This is a genomic window from Nonomuraea diastatica (assembly GCF_004349015.1).
Taxonomy (GTDB): Bacteria; Actinomycetota; Actinomycetes; order Streptosporangiales; family Streptosporangiaceae; genus Nonomuraea; species Nonomuraea diastatica.
Genome location: NZ_SMKP01000104.1, coordinates 13,048 through 35,222, shown reverse-complemented (window position 1 = coordinate 35,222; position 22,175 = coordinate 13,048). Strand labels below are relative to the sequence as shown.

Here is a 22,175-nt window from a genome sequence, read left to right as displayed (position 1 = left end):
CCTCATCGACCTCGCCCACGGCCACCTGCGCCGTAACGACACCGACGCGGCCATCACCGCCCTGCTGACCTCCGAACAGCAAAGCAGCGAGCCCATCGCCTTCAATCCGGCGGCCGGCGTGGCCATCACGGAAATCGTCGAAGGGTCCAGACGCCCTCCCCGCGCTGCACTCGACCTGGCCGCACGAATCCTCAAGGCCAAAGCCTGATTGCCGGAGGCATCACTCTAAGTGTGGAAACGATCACTACGGGTAGATGAGTCAAGGTAGATCATCTTAACGCTTCGAGGGGAGCGTCCATCATGACGAACACACGGGGATCATCAGCTCTGACCACCACTTTCACTCCAGAGCACGAGCAGGCGAAAGGTTTGGCACGGGCTGCTCCGCTGTCGTTCCATACCGGCGTTCGGCACGCCACGTGGTGCAGGCTCGCCCTCGCTAACGCGAGCGAGTCGTCGACGATCAGAGCCCGCGGTTCGTCTCCAAGGAACCGCCCGCAGGTCTGGCAGTCGGCGGCCCACAGGCACGCGCACACGTCGCGAACCCCCTCCTCGCCGAGCTTCCATCGTTATCTAGTGTTCCTGAGCGAAGTAGCTGGTCAGCCGCTTGAAGGTCCGTAAGGCACGTTAGGTAAGTAGGCTGCTCGCGTTCGGTGCGCCGGTTTACCACCGTTTATGATGCGGACGTGGCGGTGATCTTCATAACCGGTATGTCCGGCACCGGGAAGTCGACGGTTCTCGGTGAGCTGGCGCGGCTTGGCTATCGGGTTGTGGACACCGACTATGGCGATTGGATGGAAGACGTTCCAGTTCCTGACGGCATTGGCGCTGAGCTGCAATGGTGTGAGGCTCGCATCACCGAGCTGATCGATGAACACGAAGTCTCAGGTGTACCGCTGTTCATCTCCGGAACGTCCCGGAACCAAGGCAAGTTCTATCCCAGGTTCGACCAGGTCATCTTGTTCAGCGCACCCCTCGAGGTGATGCTCGAGCGTATCGCCGCCCGTGAAACCAACCCGTTTGGCAAGACCCTCGACGAACGCGAGAGGATCATCAAAGACACGGCCGAGGTCGAGCCGCTGCTCCGCGCATCGGCAACGATGGAAATCGACACACGTCAGCCGCTCACCGAGACTGTAAGTCAGTTGAGGGATCTCGTCGGCCAGGTCAAGACCGGCAAGCCTTAACGAGGCTCACAAGGAGGCCCAGAGTTTCGGGCGCTTCCCAGGCCGTCAACTGCCGGTCAGGGTCGGTTTCCTGGTGCGCGAACTGGTTGATCGGGTCGGCGAGTTCCCGTTAGGTGAGCAAGGCTCGTTCCCACTGGTCTTCGCGTTGTTCGATGTACTCGGCATCGTTTAGCCATGCGGTGCCATGGCCCTCCGCCCACAAGGTCGTCCACGGCTGCGTGCCGAGAGCGGATTGTTCGCGCAGGAAGTCGTGCATGGATCGAGTGCGGCGGCTCAGCAGCGGTATCAGATGGCGCCGATCGGCCTCATCGAGGCCGTATGCATCAGCGAAGGTTCGCAGGCGGGCGGCCGCGTCGCGGTGCTGCCAATCCGGGTGCGCGGACAGGGGGATGAAGCCGTGGATGGCGTAGGCGACATCCCAAAGCCTGGAACCGGGCCCGGCCCCATCCCAGTCGACGAAGACGCATTCGCCCACGTCGCTGACCACGAGGTTCCACGGGGCCAGGTCGTGGTGGGCGATGATGTCGTTTTCATCAGCCGGGACCAGCACCTGCCAATGGGCGTTGGCCGGCGGCGTGAAACCTTCCACGGCGTCGTGGAAATCTCTGATGAGGCGTGCCACGTGGGCTAGGCGCCGTGGTGGTTCAACGAGGGAGAACCAGTCGGGCCAGACAACTTTGCCGCAGGCGAAGGTCAACACCTCTCGGCCTTGATCGTCAATGCCCAGGGGGCGAGGAACTGCGTGAAATCCCACGTCATGCAGGTGGGTGAGAAGCGCATGAACCGCCGGAGTCCACGGTCCTGTAGGGCGACGAACGGTGTCTCCCACCCGGACAACCCCGTCGCTGACATTGCCGCCGGTCAATGGCTGTTCTTCATCGTGCCGCATCCCTCCAGTGTGGTCGTTCAGTCTTTCCCGATCACCTCCATTTACCGGCCTGGCCGGTTCAGCGGCGGAGGGCGGCCGGATCGCGGCCCGCGGCCGCCGCCCCAGTGGGCCGTCGAGGGGTCCGTCCAGATCGCGTGAAAAGACCCCGCCGGATGTGCCGGGCGGGGTCTTGATCTTGGTGTGCAGAGATGCTCAGGCGAGGAGTCCACGCCTCGAACCGGACCAACAGCGCGCCGAAGCGTCCGTAGTCGGGAGCCTTCGGGTTGCGTCGCAGGTCGGACAGGTCAAGGCGGCACGCTTCCTTGCGCCGCAGCCCGTAGGCGTAGAAGGTCTTCAGCAGCGCCGAGTCTCGCATCGCGGTCAGCGCGCCCTTGCGGCCGCGGGTCTGCTTGTCCTCCGCTCGTCCGTCCGCCGCGTCGAACAGGGCCTGGACTTCCTCGTAGGTCAGCGGTCGTCGGTGGGGTTGTCCCTCGAACTCGCTGACATGAGTGACCCGGTTGTCCTCATGGAAGATCTGCTGCGGAGCCTGCCCGAATCGCGACTGGCATTCTTGTGACCAGCCGTAACGAGGGTCGGTGATGACTTCCATGAACAGCGCGAGCATGGCCTCATAGCCGCGTCCGGTCGACATCGTGATGGGACGACGGCCCCCGCCCGATCGCAGATGCGCGATGAACGCCTCGCCGTCGGCTGGCGTCCACTCCCAGGGATAGGCATTGGTGAACGCCACGAGCCTCGCGGCTGGATCGTCGCGCTCTCGTTCAAGAAGCGGGCCTGCTGTTGCCGTACCCACCCGCTCAGCATTGCCTCGAGCAGTGCAGGCTTGGGATCGAGGTAGGTGAGCCCTTCGACCAGCTCGAGATGCGCTGCACCAGCCAAATCGGCACCTTTGCCCACAGCGCCTCGTTGCATCAGAGGCAACATTGTTGAGCCTCCTTCCGGAGGCTGCCACCTGCTTGCCGAAACACGTCGGCTATTCGACCCGATAGCTAACCGCCACCCCTTTGTCAGCGGCCAGTTCGGAATCCCCACGTACGGTTAGTTATGATGTCACTCTTGGTTACGGCCGGGCTCGAAGTCTGGTACGACCGGTCATATGTGGATGGACGCGACCGGCTGTCGGGCCACATCGGTGCCAGGTACGGGCGATCAGCTGTCTGCGGAGTGGGCGTCGGCGAGGAGTTGTGCCGTGAGTTCCATGCAGCGCATCCGGGCGGGAGAGAAGTCGTAGGGCATCTTGGTGGTCGCTGTGGAGGCGCTCATCTGCGTGTCTTCTTCTCCTTTCAGGTCAGCGTCGTAGATCTCGAAGAGCTTCTCCTCGGCCGTGTCAAGACCAGCTGCCTCGATGGCCTGCTCCAGGGCCAATTGTTGGGTGCATCGCTGTACGGCGAGCTCTTCGACGCGCGGGTCGTCGGGTTCGACGCCGTCGTCGAGGGCGGCCTCGGCCGCGTCAAGACAGTCCTGCTCGGCCCGCAGGTCGGGGTGGGTAGCCAGTACGATGAACACGCTGGCCTGGATGGCGGCGCCCAGCGGCCCGAAGATCCGTTCCGTGACCAGTAGCGCTTCAACATCCGACGGTCGCAGTGCGCCCGGGGGCAGGTGGCTGAGCCGGTCCGTGACCAGTTCGGAGAGCAGCCCTAGCGGACTACCCACCGCCTGCAGACGCTGGACAGCCGCGCGCCGACGCTTGATGGCGGCCTCCTGCGCCGCCAAGGCTTCCTCTAGCCTGCTCAGGATCTCCTCGATGTCCCGGGCCTCGTCGAAGGCGGCCCGCATGTCGTCCAGGCCGATGCCGGCCTCTGCCATCTTGCGGATCCACAGCAGGCGGATCATGTCGTCGTAGCCGTAGCGGCGGCGACCGTCCCCGCCGCGCTCGGGCTCCGGCAGCAGACCGATCTCGTGGTAGTGGCGGATGGCGCGAGGGGTGGTCCCGGCGAAGGTGGCAGCATCACCGATCTTGACCTGGCGGGGAGGCGTGATGGAGGGGTACATCGCAGACAGAGCCTTTCGTGCTGTGGTGCCTCGACCACACCACATGCCGCTACGGCAGGTGCAACAACACCATCCAGGTGTCACCGGAGCCAGGCCCTAGCTGCCGCCGGGACCGATCGAGAACGACGGACTTCCGGCAACGCAGAGTGACCATCCACGGCCAGATAGCTCCCCATCAAGTGGCCGCCGCTGGGGAATTCCAAACTGGCCGCCGACACCCCTTCCCATCAGGCAGGATGAGTCGTTGTCCATCGCGTCGAATGTTGTGTCAGATGCAACTTCGCCTGTTGGAGGTCAGACCGCAGCCGAAGGCGAGTGCCATCAACGCCAGCGCGTCGCCTCTGGCCTGGCCGGGCAGGCGTTCGGCCCAGCCGCGCAAGCGGCTGAGCTGGGCCGGGAGTACGGCGGGCTGACGTCTTGGGCGCTTTCATCGGCGGGGGCGCTTGTTCGCCGCGTTCCAGCCAGGCCAGCGTGGCGCATATGTGCCGCAGCCAGCTGCGGTAGGTTTGCGCGATCAACTCTCCCGGCCACCCGGCAGGGGCACTGTCTTTCGGCAGGACTCGAAGTCCAGGAGCCGCAAGTGCTCACCCGCCGGACGGCTACCAACCAGCGAGTCTGCCCTACCGGGCAACCCGCTACGACTGATTAGGAGCCGTTTGTCATGGTCGGAGGACGTGGGCGTTCCCGCTTTCCCCGGGAGTTGGCCGACGACCCGGAGAGTTGGCCCCACGCGGATCTGTCCGGTCATCCGGCCGTCGCCGTCGTCCAGGCCATCGCCGCGGCTCTGCAGGCAGTGATGGCCGAGCGAGGGCTGAGTTTTCGCCGGCTGGCCGACGTCAGCGGGGTGAACCGGCAGACCGTCGCCGACGTGGCCGGCGGGCGTTGCTGGCCGGATGCGGTCACCATCGCCCAACTGGAGGCCGGCCTGGCCGTCCGGCTGTGGCCTGCTTCGCAAGCCGGGACCGGCGGAAGCCGACCCGCGCCGGACCCCTTCTCGCCCTGGTGAGGGCATCGTCGATCCTTCCCGCACCTGCGCTGCCGATCGCAGGGCAGGCGAAATCCAGGCTCGACGTCTCCCCAAAGGCCCCCATTCGAGTTACTCTCGGGAGTGCGCGAGACACTGTCAGTTAGAACCTGGAGGGTGCTCACGCAACCTCGGGTGCCGCCGAGGGCCTAATCTCGGCGGCACCCTGCTCGTCCGGCCCGGCGCCCACGACCGTCGTCGCTGAGCGCCTGACCTGCGATGTGTCTGTTGCCCTATGCCTCGTCGTTGGCGACTCCCCCCAGCGCGTGGCCATTGATGCCCGCAGCGATGGAGAACAGACCCGGCTCGTGCTGGGTCAGCCAGCCCAGCGCCGTCAGCCGCTTGAGCCGTGCCCGGGTGGTCTCCACCCGCCCCCGCACGTCGGGCTCGCCCAGCGCTTGAGCCACTTCCTTGGCACGCATCGTGCGTCCCGAACTCGCCATGATCACAACGACCTGCCGGTCGAGCCCGGCGACCGGTTTCGGCGCCGGCGCAGCTTCCTCTGGCGAGGCGTGCGTCGGGGCATCAGGCGTGCCGCCAGAAGGCGCTTACTCGGGCCGGGAATGCCCGGCCAGCATCGGCGCGACCACCCTTCGGGCGGTGGCCAGGTCGCGCAGCCGATCTTCCAGGACCGCCACCTGCTCACGCAACGACTCAAGCTGTCCGCGGACAGACTCCTCATCTGCAGCCAGATGCTCCAGCAGCGATGCTTCGCACGTCATGCTCGACCTCCACGTACTGGCGCTGTGCGTAACCGACAGAGAGTGTGCGACCACATACAGTCAGGCAGTGCCTGCAAACGATGGCTTTGCAGCTCGCGTGAAGAGACACATTTGCAACAGCCCTCACAGTCGAGCACAGCTCCACCAGCGGCTGACCAAGCTGCGCGCAGCGACTTCGCAGGAGGCCGTCCATGAGTGAGGACCTATCTGTTCCGTCGGCGAGCGAGCTGCACCGGCGGATCGCCACCAGGCTCGGCAACGCCGACCTCGACGTAGTCAGGGCGGCGCTCGCCTGCGCGTAGGCGGTGCGGGCACGCTCCAGCGCGCCGGCGGCCTGATCCGCCGCAGCTTTGGAGCGGGTCTCGGCGGCCTGCGAGGCGGCCAGACGGTCGTCGACGGCGCGGTCCGGTGAGGCGTTCACCCTGCTGGAACAGACCCAGAAGGAGGTGTCCCAGCTGCAGGGCGCATTGACGCTGGCGGCCGGCGAGAGCACCCGGGCAGCAGCGCGGGAGGCCCTTGCCGAGTTCGAAGCCCGCCAGGCCGCAGCGGATGCTGCAGATCGCGCCGCCGCCGCCGACGTCACCCGCCAGCGGCAGCAGGAACACAACGGCGCCCAGCGCCGCGAGCGGGACGCCTATGCCGCACAAGCCCGCGAAGCCAGCGAGGGATCGCAGGCCGAGGCGTCCATGGACGTCTTCAACGCCATGGCCGAGATCCGCATGGCCGCCTCACGAGCGCTGGCGCTGCTGAGCAAACAGCAGATCACCTTCACCACGGACCGCGCCGAGGCCATCGCGGAGCTGTGTGACGGCGCCGAAGCCGCGATCGCCGCCGTCCGTGACATGGCCACCGATGCTGCTCTGGACGACGCCGCACTCGCGGCCTTCATGGACGAGAACGGGGAATTCCTGTGAGCCGCCGCCGTGATGAGACGGGCTGGACCCGCGCCGAGACCGACGTCGCAGAAGTGATGATCTGGCTGCGCAGCAACCACGGCCGCGAGCTCAGCTACGCCGACATCGCCGCCGGCGTCGGCATCAAGGACGGCCCCCACCTGCGGCGGGCCGTCAAGCTCGTCCGTGTGATCGCGGCCAACCGAGGCGACCGCCTGGAACGGTTCCAGCCGTCGGCCGACCCCGCCCGGCGCGACGCGGCCCGGCGCCGGGTCTGGACCACCCGCTACATGCGCGAGGGGCACGGCGACGAGTTCAGCGCCCGCGACGCCATGTCCGCCGCCCGCGCGGCGATGACGTCGGTCAAGGACATGCACCGCGCCACCACCTTCGAGGCCGCCAACCCGCACTCGATCGCCCGCACGGAGTTCGCCACCATGGCCCAAGCCGCAGACGAGTGCATCACCAAGGTCGCCGGCCTCGACACGGTCGGCGAGCAGGCGGTCCGGCGCGAGAACACCAGTCTGCTCACCCAGATGATCGCCGACCTGGAAGCCCGCCTCACCGAGCCGGCAGCGGGCTGACCGCGACCGTCGTCGCGTCAAGGCAGCCCCGTCCCCGGACACGCCGCACCTCAATGACAGGCCAAGGAGCCCTCGTCATGACTCCGCTTGAACGAACCCTTGCCAGAGCCCTCACTGAGGTCGTCATCAGGCTGGATCTCAGCGACGACGACGCCATCACGCCCGAGGCCACGATGGAGGTGATCGAGCCGGTGGCCGTCCTCCTGCAGGACCTGTCCGAGCAGGACCGCCAAGCCCTCGCCGAGCTGATCAACACGATCGCCTGGCAGGAAACCGACCCCGAACGGCATCTGACGGCCTGGGAAACACCCGAAACCCTGGGCCTCCTGCCCTGAAAGCCCCGGGGAGGACACGGGCGGGCCGTCATTTGACTACGGTTGCTCCGCATGACGCACACCGAGATCGACATCAGCGCGGAACTCGTGCGGGATCTGCTGCGCGACCAGCACCCCGACCTGGCCGATCGTCCCTTGCGGCTCGGCGCTCGTGGCTGGGACAACCAGCTTTGGCGGCTCGGCGACGACCTCGCCGTCCGGTTGCCCTGGGCGACGCAGGACGCGGACGAGTTGCTGCTCAAGGAGCACACCTGGTTGCCCGCCCTCGCCCCGCGCCTTCCGCTGCCGGTTCCCGTCCCGCAGCGCCTCGGCGAGCCCTCCGCTCTGTTTCCGCGGCTTTGGATCGTCACCACCTGGGTGCCGGGAGAGCCCGCCGACCGCGCCCCCGTCACGCGCGGCGCGGCGGCGGCCGACGCCCTGGCCGCTTTCCTGACGGCTCTGCACCAACCCGCCCCGGAACAGGCGCCCGCCGGCCGCTTCGGCCGCGGAGCGCCGCTGGCCGACTGCTCTAAGGGGTTTGCCAAGCAGCTCGCCGAGGCCACCGAGATGGGGCTCATCCCCGACCCGGATGCCGTCCGCGCGGTCTGGGAAGACGCCGTCACCGCGCCTGATTGGTCAGGCCCGGCGCTTTGGCTCCACGGTGACCTGCATCCGGCCAACGTCCTCACCGCGGACGGGACCATCTGCGGAGTGATCGACTTCGGCGACCTGTTCGCGGGCGACCCGGCCTGCGACCTCGCCACCGCGTGGATTCTGCTGCCGGACGGCGCCGCCGACCGCTTCCACCGCGCCTACCGTCCGGCCCCGGACGCCGCGACCCTGCGCCGCGCCCGCGGATGGGCGGTGCTACGCGCCCTCAGCGGCATCCTCATCGGCGAAGCCGGCGTCCACGGCCGCCGAGGCGGCAAGGCCACGTGGGGCCCACCCGCCCACGCGGCACTGCGACGCCTCATCGCAACGGCCCCATCGCTGATCAATTGCGACCCCCAGCCATAGATGGCAGCTGGGGGAGACCTGGCCAGGGGTTCTCGAGGATTTCCCAGGTGCAGTTGGCGAGAAGGCCCTTTTCTCGGCCGGCTCCGGATACAAGAGCGTGCCTCCCCATGCTCATTGATCATGAAGCCACCAGTCCGACGAGACACCGCCCGGATCATCCTGGTCAGCAGCGACGACCGCGTCATGCTTTTCCGGCACCACCTTCCGGCCCCCTGGGCGCGGGAGGGTTGGCTTACCCCGGGAGGCGCCATAGAGCCAGGAGAGTCCCCAGCGGCAGGAGCAGCTCGCGAGCTACGGGAAGAGACCGGGCAGACGCTCAGCCCTGCCGCTGCTTCAACAGCCGTCGCTCTCAACTCCGGTGAGTGGTCGGCCAACGGCACGATGTTCACCACCGTGAACTGGTATTTCCTCTCCCGGACGGCCAGCGAGAATGTCGATCTCAGCAGCCAAGCCGACTACGAGCACAAGGGACTGCTCGAACACCGCTGGTGGACCATCGCCGACCTCGAACTCACTCGGGAGCTCGTCCTCCCACCTGGGCTGGCATGCCTACTCCGACAGCTCTTGCCGGGCCAACCGCCCGAGGAACCAGCGCTCCTGCCTTGGGCCTGAAAAACGAGACCGAGCATCACACCGAGCGCCCGGGCCAGGCTCACCCGCCAACAGCACCTGGGAACGCCAGCTTTGCCTGGGGGTCGCATCGATCGGCCTCTCCACACGCTCGAATGCCTTCGCGCCAGACCCCATCATGCTCGGCATGCTGGGGTCTACTTGCCATACGTGAAAGAAGAGATCATCGTCCTCTGAGCTGCTAAAAGGGTTCTACAACCCTAGATAACCATCGCGGATCCCGCGTTTCATCCCTGACCACGAACTCGACCTGGTGATGCCCGTCATCAACCAGATCACCTGCCCGTTCCAGCGGGCGGCCCTGCTGATCGCCCGCTGGTCCGGAGCCCGTCGCGACGAGATCCGGCACCTGCCGGTCGACTGCCTCGACCACTACCCGGACGGAACCCCGCGGCTGCGGCTGCCCGGCCGCAAGACCTACAAGGAGCGGATGGTCCCGCTCCACCAGGACGCCGCCGGCGCCCTCCAGACGCTTATCGAGCTGCGCCAGAACGGCCCGGAGCGTCCCTTCACCGACCCTCGCACCGGTGAGCAGGTCCGCTACCTGTTCATGAACCACGGCAAGCTGCTGTCGCTCTACTACCTGTTCAACACCCCGATCCAGCAAGCCTGCATCCAGGTCGGGCTGGTCGTCCCGGGCGGAAAGAAGAACGGCCCCGGCGTCCGGGGCACCATCTCCGCCCACCGCTTCCGGCACACGGTCGGCACCCAGCTCGCCGAGCGCGGCGCCAAGCTGCACACCATCATGAAGGTGCTCGGTCATTCCTCGGTCTCCATGGCACTCGTCTACGCCCAGATTAGCGACCAGGAGGTCCTGCGCGACTACAAGTCCGTCCTGGCCCCCGGCGCGGTCATCGCTGGCCCGGCCGCGCTCGACGTGAAGTCCGGTGTCCTGCCCGAGGAAGCGGTGCACTGGCTGAAGACCAACTTCTTCAAGACCGAACTCGAGCTCGGCCACTGCCTTCGCCTGCCAGCCGAGGGCCCATGCGAGTGCGACCTCTATCTGAGCTGCGCCAAGTTCGTCACGACCCCCGAGTACGTCCCACGGCTGCGGGCTCGCCTGCAGGTGGAACAGGAACTCGTTCAGGATGCCGATGAGCGCGGTTGGGCACGCGAGCTGAGCGTCACAGCGCCACCGCCCGCCGCCTGCAAGGTCTGCTCGCCGACCTCGGCGAATCCGCCGACGTCCGCGACGGCGACTCTCAGGGAGGATCGTGCAGCTCCACCGGCTGAGAGGGTGTCTTTGACCTCCCGGATCAGATCGGGTTAAAAGGCGCGCTCGCCCGCAGGTGCTGGTCTGGGGCGGATGCTCTCCGGGCTTGCCTGCGGGGCTAGGCATTCGCCCGGCGGAGGCGTTCGACTGCCTGTGCCCGCAGCGCATCGCCGCCCGCCGGAGGGCCACCGCACAGGGCCATCTCCCGGGCATTGTAGGCAGCCATCCACACGCTGGCCGCCCATGCGATCTCCAGCTCCACGGGCGTGAACACGCGCTCCCGAAAGTCCTGATAAGCCACCAGGAACGCCTCGGAGCTCTCAATCGGCGCCAGCGTCGGAGGCCCGGCGCTGGCGAACGACCCGCTCGCCGCTCCCACCAGCGCCGCCTCCGGCTGCCACGCCAGGCTGTCCCAGTCATGCACCGACCACACCTGCCGCCCCTGCCACCGCAGGTTCTGCGCCTCAAAATCGGCGTGGCCGAGCACGCACGGCAGACCAGCGGTCAGCAGTCGCCCCCGGGCCCGCTCAGCCGCCTCGACAATGTGCTCGGACACGACACTCTGGTCCAGATCGTCGAGGAAGTCCATCGCCGGCCACGTCCCAGAACCGGTCTCGTCCCAGCGCACCCAGGGCGGATTCGGCAACGGCGGCGTGACGATCACGTCGGCGAGTTCGGCCATCAGCCGAGCGAACACCTCCGCGCAACGCACGGCCATGTCCGGCGAGGCCCCGTGCAACACCTCGCCGCCGGGCCGGAACTCCTCAGCGTGCACGGCCAGCGCACCTACACCGACCACCGGCGTTAGCGGCCGGGCACACGGAAACCCGCGCTCGGCCAGCCGAGCCTGCGCCGCAACACACGACGCCGCCCGGCCGTCGTCGGCACGCCCCTTGACCACGACGTCCCGGCCACCGGCCAACCGCAGACCGAACACCATCGAGACCTGTTGCGACCGGAACAACACGTCGGCGGGTTCGCCGCCCAGATGGTCAAGACACCAAGCCGGCAACCAGTGCGGCAACTCGTCCAGGGGCACGCTCATGACTGTGCCAAAGACGGCGAACCCAGCGGAAGCGAGGGGTGCGAACACAGGTGCTGACACCAACGCTCCGCTTCGCCGGCATTACCGTCTCGCTGACGGCCCAGGCGCACCAGCGAGATCACTATGGGATTGGAAACACCTTCTGAACGAGCCGCACGAGTCCGTCGCGCGGTCCGCCGCCTGCTCGCCGCGCAGTCTGGCAGGCGGGCACCGAAGTGATGGCGATCGGTCGGTGTGAGCAGGCAGCAGCCCTTGACAGTGTCCACATAACCTCGGAGATCGCGTTCGGGATCTTCCGGCTGCTGGGGTTCCAGTTCTCCCCACGCCTGGCCGACGTCGGCAGCGCCTCCCTGTACCGGGCCGACCCCGCCGCCTTCTACGACCGCCTCGACCCGCTGATCAAGAGCCGCGTCAACCTCGGCCTCATCAACGATCACTGGGACGAACTGCTGCGGGTCGCGGGGTCGCTGCGCATTAACGCGGTCCGGCCGGCCGAGCTGTTCCGCTACTTCGCCGGCGGCGGCACCCCCACCCCGATCGGCCGCGCCCTGATGGAGCTCGGCAAACTCGACCGCTCCACCTACCTGGCCTCCTACTTCGACGACGAACTCCTACGCCGCCGCGTCAACACCCAGCTCAACCGCCAGCCGTTCGCCGTAGCGGGAGATCGGTGATTTGACCTTGCGGGTGCTGATTCGTGGGCGTCGTGGCGGGAGCAGCCTGGCCAGCACCCGGCGTCCGATCGTTCCGATGGGGTCGGGAGCTTCGGGCAGGACGCCTTCGGCTTGGATCACCAGGTCACGGGCAGCGTGGAAGGCGTTGGTGAACCCGCATCGATCGGGATCGGTTCCGGGGCGGGACTGCGCTGCGTCGACCATGACGGTGCGCAGCAGTTGGTGGAGCGTGAGCAGCGCCCACATCTCCTGCTCGACGCCGGCTGGGTCGCCCGACCTCAGCACGCGGCCGCGCAGGATCGTGTGCCGGAGCGCGTAGTAAGCCGATTCGTGTTCCCAGCGCTGGTGATACAAGGAGACCAGGGCGCCGGCCGGGTGGCGGCGGGCGTTGGTCAGCGTGGTGACCAGCCGGTAGGAGGCGTCGAAGACGGTGCCGTCAGCGCAGGTCACGGTGATCTGCTCGAGGCGGCGCGACCAGCGCAGCGTCGACGATCCGCACCGGGACCGAGCCGATCACCGACAGGTAGGAGCCGTCTGCCAGGCGGGACAGGACCGGGACGCGGCGGTTGCTGCGCAGGCGGCCCAGAATCTGGGCTCCGGTGCCCGTCACCGCGGCGAGGAAGTCGTTGCCATCGAATCCCTTGTCCCACAGCACGAGCATGTCCGGCCTCAGCAGGTGCAGCAGCCGCTTGGCGTAGGCGGTCTCGCCTGTGACGGTTGGCCCGAAGACCGCGCCGATCATCGCCCGGGTGCCGGTCTCCACCAGGGTCATCAGCTCCAGCTGGGGATAACCGCCATGGGCCAGCCGATCCAGCCAGGCCCGGTTGCGGCTGGTATCGGGGACCTTGAGCGAGCTGCAGCCGTCGAAGGAGACCGTCCGGTAGCAGCCGAACCGCACCCCGGGCGTCGTCGGCCGCGCCAGCGGGCCGCACAGCACCTCGAACAGCGCCCGCATCGGCGCACCGCCCACCCGACGGCGCAGATCGCGTAACGCTTTTGCGGTCGGTGAGACAACAGCGGGCAGCCCGGCCAGAGCGCCGGTCATCTTGTCCCAGACAAGCAGGTAGCCGACCTCCGGAAACAGGCACATCGCCAGCAGGAAATACACCCCGACCCGCGAGGGAAGCTCCCGGATCCGGCGCTGCACCCGGCCGGTCTCCGCCAGCACCGCATCCACCAACTCGAACGGCACGACCTGCGTGAGCTCTCCCAGATGCCCCGGTGCGAACACCCCCGCGGCCACCCGCACCACCCGGGAAATGACAGACTGATCCCGCAACGGCACTCCACTCCTCAGATGATCTTCGCCGAACATCTGATCTACAGGAGTCCCGTTGCCCGTCTCAGCCGATTGACAAGAACCAATCCCCTTAACTACCTGGCCTTGGGGGAGGTCCCGGCGAGGTGACGACGGACGAAGAGCATGCGCGTATCAAGCAGCTGGAAGCGGCCCTCGACCAGTGCTGGGACCTGCTGAGGCAGCGCCGCGCCCGGCGCAGCGCGGGCGAGGACCCCGAAGGCGCCGCCGTCCGCCCGGCGAGGTGGAGAACTACCGCCAATAAAATTCACTCGCCCTGGCCGCCGCGCCTGCGCTTGGCTGGCCGCATGAGGATCCAGCGCATCCACCCTGACCGGCACGAGGATCTGATCGCGGGCCTGCACGACGCGTACGTGGCGGCCAATTCCCACGACCCCGGCTCTCTCCTGTCCCTCCCCCTCTTCCGCCGCGAGGTCTGCACAGACCGGCCCGGTCAGTTGACGGAGGCGTGGGCCGTGGCAGAGGGCGGCAAGGTGGCCGGTGGCTACGGGCTGGCGCTGTCCCGGCTCGACAACACCCACATGGGGTGGCTGTTCCCGCTCGTGGTCCGGCCCGAGCGGCGCGAACGCGGTCTCGGCACGGAGCTGTTCGAGCACGCCCTGGACCGGTTGCGCGGGCACGGGAGGCGGCTGCTGCTCACGCAGACGCCCGCCACCGGCGTGGGCGCCCGCTTCGCTCGGGCCCGCGGCATGGCGGTCTCGCTCGTGGAGGCCCGCCGTACGCTCAACCTGCGTACGGCCGACTGAAGCGCGCTCGAGCGCATGGTCCCCCAGGTCGAGGGCTACTCCTTGGAACGGTGGATCGGCCCGGCCGGCCCCGAGCTGATGCCCGACATCGCCATCCTGATGAACGGCATGAACGACGCGCCGCGCGACGCCGACCTCGAGGACGCGGTCTTCAGCGTGGAACGCATATGCGACCGTGAAGAGGGCATCACCCCCAACGGCCTGACCTGCTACACCACGATGGCCCGCCGCGACTGCGACGGCGCCCCCGCCGGCTACACGCGCATCTACCTCCAGGCCGACCGTTCCGACGGCTGGGGCAACCAGGCGGTCACGATGGTGCTGGCCGAGCACCGCGGCCACCGGCTGGGCCTGCTGCTCAAGCTCACCAACCTGCTCTGGCTGCGCGAACGGGAGCCCCCCTGGAGTGGATCATCACCTGGAACGCCACCTCCAACGGCCCCATGCTCGCCATCAACGAGGCCATGGGATTCCAGCTCTTCGACGGGTGGAACGAGTGGCGGCTGGCGCTGTAGCCGTGGAAGACCCGTCGCGGGGGAAGATGGACTATGTGATCAAGAGGCGCGGGCGACACCGATGCGTATGGTCATCGGGAATTCGGCGTCAACGCGAGTTCGTCACCGTGCGGGTGAGGAAGTCGGTGACCGCCTTCTCGTAGCGGGCGGGGTCGGAGTTCCATGACTCGACGTGCTCCGCGTCTGGGAACTCCTCGTAGGTCACCGGCCAGTTCATCTTCTGGGCCGCCGCGACGAAGACGCGGTTCATCCGCAGCGGGGCCTGGGTGTCCTTCGCGCCGGCGAAGAGCAGGGTCGGCGGTTTGATGGCCGGTGGGTGGTTGATCAGGTCGAGCTCGTTCATGTCGACGCCGCTGCGCCACTGGATGATCTGGCTGGTCGCCCAGAGCACCGGAGCGGGCGCGCCCTTCTGCTGCCCGGTGAACGCGGCCACCATCGGCATGCTGATCAGCGGCGAGTCCAGCACCGTGGCGCTGACCAGGTTGGCCAGCTGTGAGCGGACGAGGAACTGACCGACGATCAGACCGCCCATCGATCCGCCGTACAGCACGACCCGCTTGGCTCCCTTTCTCTGCGCGTAGCGGACGGCCGCCTCCACGTCGCGGTACTCGGATTCGCCGTAGTGCATCAGACCATCGGAGGAGGCCGGGGCGCCTTCGTCGTTGCGGTACGTGATCGCGAGCACCGGCATACCGGCCCGGTGTAGAGCTGGGATGGCCATCAAGGCGTTGCGGCGCGCGTTCTGGCCGTGTACGGCGATCACCCACGTCGAATCGTGCTGCCCGGATGCCGGTATGTACCAAGCAGGGGCCGGGCCGAGCTCGGTTTGCACCGACACTTCCGAGTAGTTCAGTCCGAGAGAGCTCCTCGGGTCGCTGATCATCACGCCGGTCACGTTGACCGTGGTCCCGACCGAGGGTGCCGGGCCAGTGAGGATGGGGCGCTCCACCGAGCCTGCCGTCGTGGCGACGACATCGCCGACGGTCGCCTCCACGCCGTCCCACCTCATCCCGAACGTCCCTTGGCGGCGGGCGTACTTGCCGGGCGAGCCGATGACCACGTGCTTCGCCGCTCCGACCTGCTTGATCTCGCGCACGACGTCAGAGTGATCGGCGTGGGTGTAGAACTGGTGGTTCGGCTTGATGGCGACGTCGCTCACCCACCAGGCGAGCCAGCCGCAGCCGCCCAGCGCCAGTACCAGCAACATCGACACCGAGACGATGATCGTCCGCCGCAGGCGCCTCCTGCGTTTCCCTTTCTTGTGTTCGTGCGCGGTCTCATTCGCCGTGGAAGGCATTGCTCTTGCTCCTGACTTCTGGTGCTGCTTCATTGCGCGAGGCCGCGCAGTGTTCTTTTCACTGATCGATGGCACAGCGCGCGGAAGTCGGCCTCATCCAGCCCGATCCGGCCGACCAAATAGAGCTGGATCAGCCCTTGGACCAGCGCGGAGATGGTGAGCGCTGCCTCCACCACGTCGTCCGGACGCAGAAAGTCCTTGCGCATGCCGAGTTCGATGGCCTCCATCAGGCGCGGAAAGGCCGAGGATTGTCCGATGTGGAAGTCCTCGGGGAAACGCCGCGCGGACTCCCGCCGGTCGGCCATGACGTACGCGTACAGGTGCGGGGTGCCGAGGGCGAAATCCAGAAAGTCGTCGAGTAGGGCCAGGATCCTGGCTTGAGGGTCGGCGATCGCCACCCGGCTGGCCCATTCGCTGTCCAACTCCCGCAGGCACTCCTCGGCCACGGTGCGCAGGAGCACCTCGCGGTTGCTGAAGTGACGGTACGTGGCCATGGGGGTGATGCCGGCCTCCGCGGCGACTTTGCGCATGCTGACCGCCGCGGCCCCTTCGGCTACCAAGATCGCTCGTGCTGCTGCGGTGATGCGTGCCGCGGTATCCGCTCCTGCCATGTCTACAGCGTACACGTCCCTGTCTACGGCGTACACGTAACGCTGGAAACGCCAGAGGAAACAAGGGATCACCATGGCCGGATACGCCCAGATGAGATCGCTTCGACGAAGCGTTGACTCGGCCGAACGTTACCGTTAACGTATTCGCCAGAACGATCACAAGGGAGGTTCGCCATGAGTGAGCGTGCACTGCGCCGCCGTCGATTCCTGGGTACGGCCATGGCGGGAGCGGCCGGCGCCTTCGCCCTCGGCGGCGTGGGGGATGCCGCCGAGTCGCTTGATTGGCCCACGCACGGGGATGCACCGCCCGTACTCCCGGCTCCCCCGGCCGGATTCACCTGGACGCTGGATCCCGCGAAGAGCGACGACTTTCGCGGTGACGCGCTGGACACCGACAAGTGGTCCACGGAGCACTGGATCGAGATCAACAACAACATCGTCGCGTTCAAGCCGGACAACGCCACCGTGCACAGGGACAAGCTTCACATCTGGCTCAAGAAAGAGCCGTACAAAGGTGTCAATTACACCGGCGGTTACGTCAGGTCAAAGTTCTACATGGCCGAGGACACCTACATCGAGGTCCGCGCGAGAATGATCCCGCACGTCGCGAACGTCAACTCGGCGATCTGGATGTATGACGTGCCCGATCCCGCCTTGAACCCGAACGTGGAAATCGACATGCACGAGTATCTGCGTCCCCTGGACAAGCCGAACGAAGTGCACAACAGCTTCCACCTGTGGTACAAGAAAGCCGGATCGCAGCCCGGGCCTCCCGCAGACTCGCACACGTCCCTGGCCAACGTCGACTGGCTCCACCGATCGAACCTGGACGCGGGCTACCACGTCTATGGGCTGGAGCGGAGAAAGAAGGGCACCGGGTCGGGCCGCCCGGGCGGGTTCGTCAGGTTCTACCTCGACGGTGTGCCCCACTGGACCTACGGCGCGACGTTCGTACCCGAGTTGGTGACCCAGCCGCGGCCCCTGATCTTCAACGTGAACGGAAACGCCGGCATACCGGTGGACTCACACCTGCCGGCCAGCATGCAGGTCGACTGGGTGCGCGTATACAACCTGACCGAGCAATAGACCGTTCCTAAGGACTGAGCATGAGTTGCAGATGCTCAGCCGAACGCTCCGAACGGTGTTGAGCGTTCTGGTCGCCCGCGTTCTGGCCGCGTCCGGGCGGCGCGAATCGTGTCCGTGGTCCGGCGATGCGGGGGCGGGGTTTCTCACGCCCGCGGGTGCCCGTTCGGGCCTGGGCGGTCCGATGCCCCTGTTCATCGCTCTGCTGAGCAGGGGGCGGTGCCGTCCGTCGCCGGATCGAGTGCCCGAGGGCGCGTCTGCCGATCGCCACGGCGGCCGCGTCGTGGCGGGTGGTCGTCCGTTTCTTGCCGGTGAGGGGCTTTTGCCAGTGTTGGGCGCCCTACTGGGAGGTGTAGGCCGGGTCGGCGGCGATGATGGCGATACCGGTGGCATCGGCCATCGCGGTCAGCCGGGCGCGGAGCCTGCCGGTGAGCATGCCGGAGAGCTGGCGGAAGCGTTTGCGGCGGCCGTGTTTCTCCCGGGTTTTCTCGGCGGTGAAGTCGAGGTCTTCGATGGCGATCGCTTTCACGCCGCACGTTCGGGCCCAGTGCAGCAGCCGGGTCAGCGCGTGGCGGACCTGGGCGTCGCGGTGGTCGGCGTTCCCGCTCAGGTCGTAGGGAAGCGGCGGGGATTGCCGATCGGGTTACCGTGGCTGTCCAGGCGCCAGGCGGCCAGGTGGTCGGCGTCGGTGTCCACGGCGATCACCCCGTGGGCGAGCGCAGCCGACATCGGCACAGTAGGGGCCGGTAGGGTCTGCCAGGAGGCGGTGATGTACCAGCGGCCGCGATCGGGGTCAAGGTGGATGCGGTAGGCGACGGCCCGATCGGCCGCGATCCGATCGGCCCATTCGGTGCCCCGGTGCGCGAAGGCCACCCGGCACGCCAGGGTGTAGCGGCCGTAGGGTGCGTTGGCCAGATGCACCAGCGGGGCGGGCAGCCGGATCGACACCTCCCCATCGGAGGTGATGCGGATGGTCTCGTTGCCGTACCGCTTGCCGGACTCGCCGTCCGCGGCCAGGAACCAGCGTGCGGCCTCCCAGCGTGATCGCCATTCGCTCTCGGTCAGGCCGGCGGCGTCCAGATAGTGCCGGAACTCAAGGCACTTCATGCACCCTTATGCACACTCAAACCCCAGCAGCTCCTACCCTCTCTTCAAGACTGAGGGCCGGGGGCGCGATAACGCCCCCGGCCCTCAGTCTGGCGCGGATGTCCCGCTCGCTCGGTGCCGACGACTCCTGCCCACCGGCAGACGTCGATGAGGCCGCAGCACGGTTCCGGTCGCTGACGAACGGAAAGCGACTGCTGATCGTGCTCGACAACGCCCTGGACACCACACAGGTACGGCCGTTACTGCCTGCCGACCCCGGCTGCGGCGTGCTGATAACCAGCCGCAGGATGCCCGCGTCCCTCGATGGTACCCACCAGGAGTTCCTCGACGTGCTCCCGGACAGCGACGCGATCGCCCTGCTGACGCGTCTCGTCGGCGCCGAGCGCACCGGCGCCGAGGCGCGGGCCACAGCCGACGTGGTACGGCTGTGCGGCCGGTTACCGCTGGCCATCTCCCTGGCCGCGGCCAGGGAGAACAGCCATCCCGGTTGGTCCGTGCACACCATGGCCGAACGCCTCGTCGTGGAGGAGCGGCGGCTGTCGGAGCTGCGATCCGATGACAGGGGCGTCAGGGCCGGCTTCGCCGTCGGCTACCACGGTCTTGATCACGACCACCGGCACCTGTTCCGTCTCATCGCTCTGCTGGACAGGAGCGACATCGATGCGCCCGTCGCCGCCGCCCTCGCCGACGTTCCCCAGTGGCGAGCCGAGGCCCTTCTCGAAGAACTCTGCGCGGCCCGGCTCACCGAGTCACACGCCCCCGGCCGTCACCGGATGCACGACCTGCTCCGCCTTTTCGCCAGGGAACGCGCCCTGGAAGAAGACACCGAGGCGGAGCGTCGCCAAGCCGTACGGCGTGGCCTGCACTGTTACCTCGCCACTGCGCGGGCCACCGCGCGTCTGGCCAACTCGCGTTATCCGTGGCGTCTGGAGATCGGCCCGGCCGTGGCGGACCACCGAGGGCTTCGGTTCACCGACCTCCACAGCGTCCATGCCTGGATCGACGCCGAGGCCGGCAACCTTCCCGGATCGTCGGCCAGGCGAGCACAACCGGGGACGACGGGTTCACGCTGACGGTCGCGCTGGCCGCCGCCCTGTACTCCGTGCTGACCGTGCGGGGCCGCTGGACGGAGGTATGGATGATCGGTGAGCGGGCGGTCAACGCCGCGACCAGCACCGGCCATTCGCTCCACCAGGCGGTCGCCCACCAGATGCTCGGCGACGCGAATTCCAATCTGGGTCTGCAGACCGAGGCGATCGCGCATATGTGCCAGGCTCTCCTCGCCTTCCGATCGCTTGGCGACACGCGTTCGGAGTCGGCTCAGCTGGGCAGGATCGCGATCGCCTACGCGCGGTCGCACCGATTCGAGGAAGCCATCGACCGCTTCCACGAGGCCCTCGCGCTCGATCGAGGGCGAGGTGACCGGATGGGCGAGGGAATGAACCTCACCAACCTGGGGGTCGTGTTCCAGCGCGCGAAGCGGCTCAGCGAGGCGATCACCGCACACACCGAGGCGCTCGCCATCGCCGAGGAGGTCGGCGATCTCGGCAGGAAGGCGATCGCGCTGGGCAACCTCGCCGAAGCGCTCCGTCTCGCGGGACACACCTAGTGGGCGCTCACGCGCTTCCAGCAGGCCCTGCGGGTGACCCACGAGCTTGGCAACCTGGGCGCCTACGACGAGGCGGAAGTCAAATGGGGTCTCGGACGCGCCTGTGCCAACCTCGGCAAGACCGAGGAGGCCCGCTCCTGGTGGCGCGAATCGGCCGCCATTCTGCACAACCTCTCGCTGATCAGCGTGGCGGAGAAGCTGGATATCGAGACCAGCGTGGCCCCGCGGACGCCCGAGATCATCCTCCGAAATATGTGAGCACGCCCACGTCAAAGCGGGAGAAGAGGCGAGGCCCGCGTGGCAGGACGGTGAATCAGCTCACCGGCCGAAGGCGCGGAGGGCCGCCCGGGTGGCAAGCAGGGCTGGGCCACTGTAGGCGAAGAACGGCAGCGCGGCCGGCAAGACGACGGCCATACCCACCACCAGCAGCGCCTGGGCCACCAGCAGCGCCAGGGTGATCACGGGCTGCCGCCACGCCACCAGCACGGTCGTCCGCCACGCGGCGACCGGTCCCAGGCGGACGTGGCAGAGCACCGCCGGCAGGTACGAGAGCGTGGCGAGATAGGCCGCAGAGAGGATCGCCAGGGACACCGCCGCCGCCCGGAACTCGAGCGCCGCCTGGCTCGCCACCGTCACGAGGTAGAAGCCGAGTACGAAGACGGTGGCGAGCGGTACGCCCAGACCGAGCTGAGCAGGCAGGAACCAGGCGCGCCACTGTCGCCAGAAGCCATGCCAGGGCCGTGGCCGGTTCCCGCGGCAGTACTCCAGCAGCAGCCAGGACGCCGCGACCGTAGCGGGGGCCAGGCCGGCGATCACCAGCCCGGCCAGCACCCCCGCGATCCACAGGAGGTTGACCACCGCGAGCCGGTAGGCCCAGTCGAGCACCTGGTACAGCCGCCCGAACCGGCCGACGATCTCGATTTCGCCCGCCATTACAACCCGCGACGGCAGAGTGAGGAGTCTACGGCGGCGAAGTCGATCTCATGAACATAATCCTCCGCGTCGTCCGCGGGCGCGTAGCCGATCTCGCGGCGAGCCGTGTCGAGGTCCCGCCGGCCGCGGGTGTTGGCCGAGACGCCGTAGTAGACGCCGAACCTCTGGTCGCTGCGGAGCGCCGCCGCGACGAGCCTGCCCAGGTCGCCGGGGCTCAGCCACTCGACCAGGGCGCGAGGCAGGTGCGGGCGTGGCCGGGTCCAGCCCAGACGCAGGCAGGTGACGGCGATGTCGTACGCGTCGGCGTAGTGGCTCCCGATGGCCTCCACCGCCGCCTTGCTCGCGCCGTACATACAGCATGGGCGGGGCGGCCACGACGTTCGCACCGGCACGATGCCGTCCAGATCGTAGCCGCCGGAGGCGTGGATGGAACTGGCGTAGACGAAGGTGGCCACTCCGGCGCGCCTGGCCGCCTCGAACATCGTGACGGACAGGTCGACATTGACCGTTCGCAGGATGTCCCAGGACGCGTCGGGCGACGCGTGCCCCGCCAGGTGGACGATCGCGTCGGCCTCCGACACGGCCTCGGTGGCGAACTCGGGGTCGGCGAGATCGCCCACCAGGACGTCCTCGCCCGGCCTGCAGTCGACGAGTCGCAGGTCGAATGACCCTCCGAGGCCGGCGCGCAGCAGCGTGGCGACGCGCCCCGAGCCTCCGGTGACGACGACGCACGGCCTGCGGCCCTCTTGGCGGTCGCCCATGCGTACCCCCT

General features: G+C 67.7%; 30 protein-coding genes and 1 pseudogene. 17 read left to right on the top strand and 14 right to left on the bottom strand.

Going from position 1 to position 22,175, the window contains the following annotated elements; genetic code table 11:
* A partial coding sequence (locus E1294_RS53115; RefSeq protein ID WP_165977574.1) for a hypothetical protein occupies positions 1-208 on the top strand: 208 nt, incomplete at its 5' end.
* Positions 209-686: 478 nt separating this feature from the next.
* Complete coding sequence (locus tag E1294_RS31195) at positions 687-1,187, top strand: AAA family ATPase (RefSeq protein ID WP_246083407.1); 501 nt, start codon at positions 687-689, stop codon at positions 1,185-1,187.
* Between the two features lie 109 nt (positions 1,188-1,296).
* Here E1294_RS31195 and E1294_RS31190 read toward each other — a convergent pair whose 3' ends face one another.
* The 3 genes from E1294_RS31190 to E1294_RS31180 all read right to left on the bottom strand — a co-directional run bounded on the left by E1294_RS31190 (position 1,297) and on the right by E1294_RS31180 (position 4,068).
* Positions 1,297-2,076, bottom strand: a complete 780-nt coding sequence (locus tag E1294_RS31190; RefSeq protein WP_132514340.1) for a phosphotransferase — start codon at positions 2,074-2,076, stop codon at positions 1,297-1,299.
* A gap of 58 nt (positions 2,077-2,134) precedes the next feature.
* Positions 2,135-2,806: a site-specific integrase gene (locus tag E1294_RS31185; protein WP_132514338.1), complete on the bottom strand. Its 672-nt coding sequence runs from the start codon at positions 2,804-2,806 to the stop codon at positions 2,135-2,137.
* Between the two features lie 419 nt (positions 2,807-3,225).
* Positions 3,226-4,068 (bottom strand): MerR family transcriptional regulator, encoded by an 843-nt coding sequence (locus tag E1294_RS31180; protein ID WP_132514336.1) that lies wholly within the window; start codon positions 4,066-4,068, stop codon positions 3,226-3,228.
* A gap of 661 nt (positions 4,069-4,729) precedes the next feature.
* Here E1294_RS31180 and E1294_RS31175 point away from each other — a divergent pair.
* Positions 4,730-5,074, top strand: coding sequence for a helix-turn-helix domain-containing protein (locus E1294_RS31175; protein WP_181958582.1), 345 nt, complete (start codon positions 4,730-4,732; stop codon positions 5,072-5,074).
* A gap of 251 nt (positions 5,075-5,325) precedes the next feature.
* Here the strand turns inward: E1294_RS31175 and E1294_RS31170 are convergent, their stop codons facing one another.
* On the bottom strand, positions 5,326-5,514 hold the full coding sequence (locus E1294_RS31170; protein WP_132514334.1) for a hypothetical protein: 189 nt from the start codon (positions 5,512-5,514) through the stop codon (positions 5,326-5,328).
* Positions 5,515-5,640: 126 nt separating this feature from the next.
* A complete protein-coding gene (locus E1294_RS53110; protein WP_165977573.1) occupies positions 5,641-5,814 on the bottom strand; it encodes a hypothetical protein in 174 nt (57 codons plus the stop codon).
* A 350-nt stretch (positions 5,815-6,164) separates the two neighbouring features.
* Here E1294_RS53110 and E1294_RS31165 point away from each other — a divergent pair, with 350 nt between their 5' ends.
* The 6 genes from E1294_RS31165 to E1294_RS31140 all read left to right on the top strand — a co-directional run bounded on the left by E1294_RS31165 (position 6,165) and on the right by E1294_RS31140 (position 10,522).
* The gene (locus tag E1294_RS31165; RefSeq protein ID WP_132514332.1) at positions 6,165-6,728 is read left to right on the top strand and encodes a hypothetical protein; all 564 of its coding nucleotides are present in this window, start codon (positions 6,165-6,167) and stop codon (positions 6,726-6,728) included.
* Positions 6,725-7,291 carry a hypothetical protein gene (locus E1294_RS31160; protein WP_220448032.1) on the top strand — a complete coding sequence of 189 codons (567 nt, stop codon included), beginning with the start codon at positions 6,725-6,727 and terminating at the stop codon, positions 7,289-7,291. The genes E1294_RS31165 and E1294_RS31160 overlap by 4 nt, the downstream gene beginning before the upstream one ends.
* Before the next feature lie 77 nt (positions 7,292-7,368).
* Positions 7,369-7,626 carry a hypothetical protein gene (locus E1294_RS31155; RefSeq protein WP_132514330.1) on the top strand — a complete coding sequence of 86 codons (258 nt, stop codon included), beginning with the start codon at positions 7,369-7,371 and terminating at the stop codon, positions 7,624-7,626.
* Positions 7,627-7,677: 51 nt separating this feature from the next.
* Positions 7,678-8,622, top strand: a complete 945-nt coding sequence (locus tag E1294_RS31150) for an aminoglycoside phosphotransferase family protein (protein ID WP_132514328.1) — start codon at positions 7,678-7,680, stop codon at positions 8,620-8,622.
* 120 nt (positions 8,623-8,742) lie between these two features.
* Positions 8,743-9,234 carry an NUDIX hydrolase gene (locus E1294_RS31145; RefSeq protein WP_165977572.1) on the top strand — a complete coding sequence of 164 codons (492 nt, stop codon included), beginning with the start codon at positions 8,743-8,745 and terminating at the stop codon, positions 9,232-9,234.
* Between the two features lie 274 nt (positions 9,235-9,508).
* A complete protein-coding gene (locus E1294_RS31140) occupies positions 9,509-10,522 on the top strand; it encodes a tyrosine-type recombinase/integrase (RefSeq protein ID WP_246083409.1) in 1,014 nt (337 codons plus the stop codon).
* A gap of 61 nt (positions 10,523-10,583) precedes the next feature.
* Here E1294_RS31140 and E1294_RS31135 read toward each other — a convergent pair whose 3' ends face one another.
* Positions 10,584-11,510, bottom strand: coding sequence for an aminoglycoside phosphotransferase/kinase family protein (locus E1294_RS31135; protein WP_246083406.1), 927 nt, complete (start codon positions 11,508-11,510; stop codon positions 10,584-10,586).
* A gap of 218 nt (positions 11,511-11,728) precedes the next feature.
* On the opposite strand from E1294_RS31135, the gene E1294_RS31130 reads away from it, so the two are divergent.
* A complete protein-coding gene (locus E1294_RS31130; RefSeq protein ID WP_132514322.1) occupies positions 11,729-12,184 on the top strand; it encodes a Tn3 family transposase in 456 nt (151 codons plus the stop codon).
* Here E1294_RS31130 and E1294_RS31125 read toward each other — a convergent pair.
* On the bottom strand, positions 12,122-12,634 hold the full coding sequence (locus E1294_RS31125; RefSeq protein ID WP_132514320.1) for a hypothetical protein: 513 nt from the start codon (positions 12,632-12,634) through the stop codon (positions 12,122-12,124). The two genes, E1294_RS31130 and E1294_RS31125, sit on opposite strands and share 63 nt — an antisense overlap.
* Entirely contained in the window at positions 12,621-13,469 is an 849-nt protein-coding gene (locus E1294_RS31120) for a transposase domain-containing protein (protein WP_165977571.1), read from the bottom strand. The genes E1294_RS31125 and E1294_RS31120 overlap by 14 nt, the downstream gene beginning before the upstream one ends.
* A gap of 131 nt (positions 13,470-13,600) precedes the next feature.
* Here E1294_RS31120 and E1294_RS31115 point away from each other — a divergent pair.
* The 3 genes and pseudogenes from E1294_RS31115 to E1294_RS31105 all read left to right on the top strand — a co-directional run.
* A pseudogene (locus tag E1294_RS31115) lies at positions 13,601-13,746 on the top strand (DUF2630 family protein); the annotation flags it as partial.
* A gap of 43 nt (positions 13,747-13,789) precedes the next feature.
* Positions 13,790-14,248 (top strand): GNAT family N-acetyltransferase, encoded by a 459-nt coding sequence (locus tag E1294_RS31110; RefSeq protein ID WP_132514316.1) that lies wholly within the window; start codon positions 13,790-13,792, stop codon positions 14,246-14,248.
* A 15-nt stretch (positions 14,249-14,263) separates the two neighbouring features.
* Positions 14,264-14,929, top strand: coding sequence for a hypothetical protein (locus tag E1294_RS31105; protein WP_132514314.1), 666 nt, complete (start codon positions 14,264-14,266; stop codon positions 14,927-14,929).
* On the opposite strand, the gene E1294_RS31100 is transcribed toward E1294_RS31105, so the two are convergent.
* Entirely contained in the window at positions 14,852-15,970 is a 1,119-nt protein-coding gene (locus tag E1294_RS31100; protein ID WP_246083408.1) for an alpha/beta hydrolase family protein, read from the bottom strand. The genes E1294_RS31105 and E1294_RS31100 overlap by 78 nt on opposite strands.
* Before the next feature lie 119 nt (positions 15,971-16,089).
* The gene (locus tag E1294_RS31095) at positions 16,090-16,671 is read right to left on the bottom strand and encodes a TetR/AcrR family transcriptional regulator (protein ID WP_132514310.1); all 582 of its coding nucleotides are present in this window, start codon (positions 16,669-16,671) and stop codon (positions 16,090-16,092) included.
* A gap of 174 nt (positions 16,672-16,845) precedes the next feature.
* Here E1294_RS31095 and E1294_RS31090 point away from each other — a divergent pair, with 174 nt between their 5' ends.
* A complete protein-coding gene (locus E1294_RS31090) occupies positions 16,846-17,757 on the top strand; it encodes a glycoside hydrolase family 16 protein (RefSeq protein ID WP_132514308.1) in 912 nt (303 codons plus the stop codon).
* Positions 17,758-18,094: 337 nt separating this feature from the next.
* Here the strand turns inward: E1294_RS31090 and E1294_RS56235 are convergent, their stop codons facing one another.
* Together E1294_RS56235 and E1294_RS56230 are read right to left on the bottom strand one after the other, a co-directional pair.
* Positions 18,095-18,283: a hypothetical protein gene (locus E1294_RS56235; RefSeq protein WP_246083405.1), complete on the bottom strand. Its 189-nt coding sequence runs from the start codon at positions 18,281-18,283 to the stop codon at positions 18,095-18,097.
* A gap of 77 nt (positions 18,284-18,360) precedes the next feature.
* The gene (locus tag E1294_RS56230; RefSeq protein ID WP_246083404.1) at positions 18,361-18,861 is read right to left on the bottom strand and encodes a hypothetical protein; all 501 of its coding nucleotides are present in this window, start codon (positions 18,859-18,861) and stop codon (positions 18,361-18,363) included.
* Positions 18,862-18,959: 98 nt separating this feature from the next.
* On the opposite strand from E1294_RS56230, the gene E1294_RS31080 reads away from it, so the two are divergent.
* From E1294_RS31080 to E1294_RS31070, 3 genes are all read left to right on the top strand, one after another.
* Positions 18,960-19,934 (top strand): hypothetical protein, encoded by a 975-nt coding sequence (locus E1294_RS31080; protein WP_132514306.1) that lies wholly within the window; start codon positions 18,960-18,962, stop codon positions 19,932-19,934.
* A 65-nt stretch (positions 19,935-19,999) separates the two neighbouring features.
* Positions 20,000-20,470 (top strand): tetratricopeptide repeat protein, encoded by a 471-nt coding sequence (locus E1294_RS31075; RefSeq protein WP_132514304.1) that lies wholly within the window; start codon positions 20,000-20,002, stop codon positions 20,468-20,470.
* 33 nt (positions 20,471-20,503) lie between these two features.
* Entirely contained in the window at positions 20,504-20,728 is a 225-nt protein-coding gene (locus tag E1294_RS31070; RefSeq protein WP_132514302.1) for a hypothetical protein, read from the top strand.
* Between the two features lie 60 nt (positions 20,729-20,788).
* On the opposite strand, the gene E1294_RS31065 is transcribed toward E1294_RS31070, so the two are convergent.
* Positions 20,789-21,403, bottom strand: coding sequence for a YesL family protein (locus E1294_RS31065; RefSeq protein ID WP_132514300.1), 615 nt, complete (start codon positions 21,401-21,403; stop codon positions 20,789-20,791).
* The gene (locus tag E1294_RS31060) at positions 21,403-22,164 is read right to left on the bottom strand and encodes an NAD-dependent epimerase/dehydratase family protein (protein ID WP_132514298.1); all 762 of its coding nucleotides are present in this window, start codon (positions 22,162-22,164) and stop codon (positions 21,403-21,405) included. Before E1294_RS31060 ends, E1294_RS31065 begins: the two co-directional genes overlap by 1 nt.
* Positions 22,165-22,175 lie beyond the last annotated feature (11 nt).